General features: G+C 61.5%; 2 protein-coding genes. Both read right to left on the reverse strand.

What is annotated here, in order from left to right; genetic code table 11:
* Positions 1-332 precede the first annotated feature (332 nt).
* Positions 333-1415, reverse strand: coding sequence for a 3-phosphoserine/phosphohydroxythreonine transaminase (gene serC / locus BQ17_RS11905; RefSeq protein WP_089727327.1), 1083 nt, complete (start codon positions 1413-1415; stop codon positions 333-335).
* A 70-nt stretch (positions 1416-1485) separates the two neighbouring features.
* Positions 1486-1678: hypothetical protein (locus tag BQ17_RS22680; RefSeq protein WP_218068244.1), on the reverse strand; the 193-nt coding region annotated here is incomplete at its 5' end.

The raw sequence follows: 1678 nt of genomic DNA on the forward strand, positions 1-1678 counted from the left end.
GCGGCGGCAGGATGGTGCCACTTGGCCGACCCCCGGCTTATGCTTAGGGCTGGAGGTTCCGGTAAGCGTCGGGGTGAGGTGGCCGCCGCACTCCAAAACGTCCGGGGGAACCCTGCTATGATCGTTAGCTGTCCGGAATCCATAAAGAGCCTAAATTTTTTCGATTGGGTTCGAACCGCAAAGGCGCACAGGACGGCCTGCCACCAGTCGCCAGCTACCAGTCGCCAGCTTCCAGTCACCAGCAGTGGAGGTTGGGGCAAAGCCGCCATGGACGGTGGCGCGCCCAAGGGATCTACGGCTACCCTTTGCGCCTTTGCGGTTTTTTCTATCTATCAACCGTACCGCCGCTCGAACTCCTGCATGAAGGAGATCAAGACCCGCACCCCCTCCTCGGGCATGGCATTGTAGATGCTCGCACGCATACCGCCCACGGATCGGTGGCCCTTGAGCGCAACCAGGCCCGCCGCCTTGGCCTCCGTCAGGAACCGCTGATCCAGCGTGGGGTCGGCCAAAGTAAAGGGCACGTTCATCCACGAACGGCTGGCAGGCTCCACCGGATTGGTATACAGGCCGGAGGCATCAATGGCGGCATAGAGGAGCTTGGCCTTGCGTTCATTGATCGTCGCCATCGCCGTCAACCCACCCTGGCGCTTGAGCCACTGGAACACCAGGCCAGCCAGATACCAGGCATAGGTCGGTGGGGTGTTATACATGGAGCCAGTGTCAGCGTGAGTCTTGTAATCGGACATGGTCGGCGTCCCGGCCAGCGGTCGGCCGATGAGATCCTCGCGCACGATCACGACGGTCAACCCCGCCGGCCCCAGATTCTTCTGGGCCCCGGCGTAGATGACCCCGTAGCGCGAGACATCGATAGGCCGGGACAGGAGGGTGGAGGACATATCCGCCGCCAAGGGCCGGTCGCCGGTCTCGGGCACGCAGGGAAACTCTACTCCTTCGATGGTCTCGTTAGGGGTGTAGTGGACATAGGCTGCCTCCGGGCTCAGATTCAGCTCGATCTGGGTGGGGGCGTGGGTGAACCGCGTGTCCTCGGTGGAGGCGGCGATCTCGACCGCGCAGAACCGCTTGGCCTCGGCGATGGCCTTCTTAGACCAGGAGCCGGTGTTCAGATAGGCGGCCCGGTCGCCGCCGCGCAGTAGGTTCATCGGCACCATGGCGAACTGGCCGGATGCCCCCCCTTGCAGGAAGAGCACCCGGTAGTTCTCGGGGACCGCGAGCAACTCCCGCAGATCGGCCTCCGCCTGCTCGGCAATGGACATGAATTCCTTGCCGCGGTGGCTCATCTCCGCCACACACATGCCGCTCCCATGCCAATCCAGCAGTTCCTCCTGCGCCTGTCGTAAGACCGCTTCCGGCAGCATCGCAGGGCCGGCACTGAAATTGAAAACTCGAGCCATTGTCACATCTCCGCTTTAGTGCATTCCGGCTGCGAGTAGAGAAATCCAGCCGCCAATGAACGCAAGGGTCTCATTTGCGTCTATTTGCGTTCATTCGCGGCAAAAAAACAAGGTCCTTCTTCTTTAACCACGGCAGTACGACGGTTTCGACTAAGGAAAGCACCGTCGCCGCGGCGCGGGTGGAACCCAATGCCATTAAGTTAAGCGTTACCGACGCGGTTTGTGATCGATCGTGCGCTGTTTTTTTCGCCCTCACCCCAACC

It is taken from the genome of Candidatus Thiosymbion oneisti (assembly GCF_900092655.1).
Classification (GTDB): domain Bacteria; phylum Pseudomonadota; class Gammaproteobacteria; order Chromatiales; family Chromatiaceae; genus Thiosymbion; species Thiosymbion oneisti.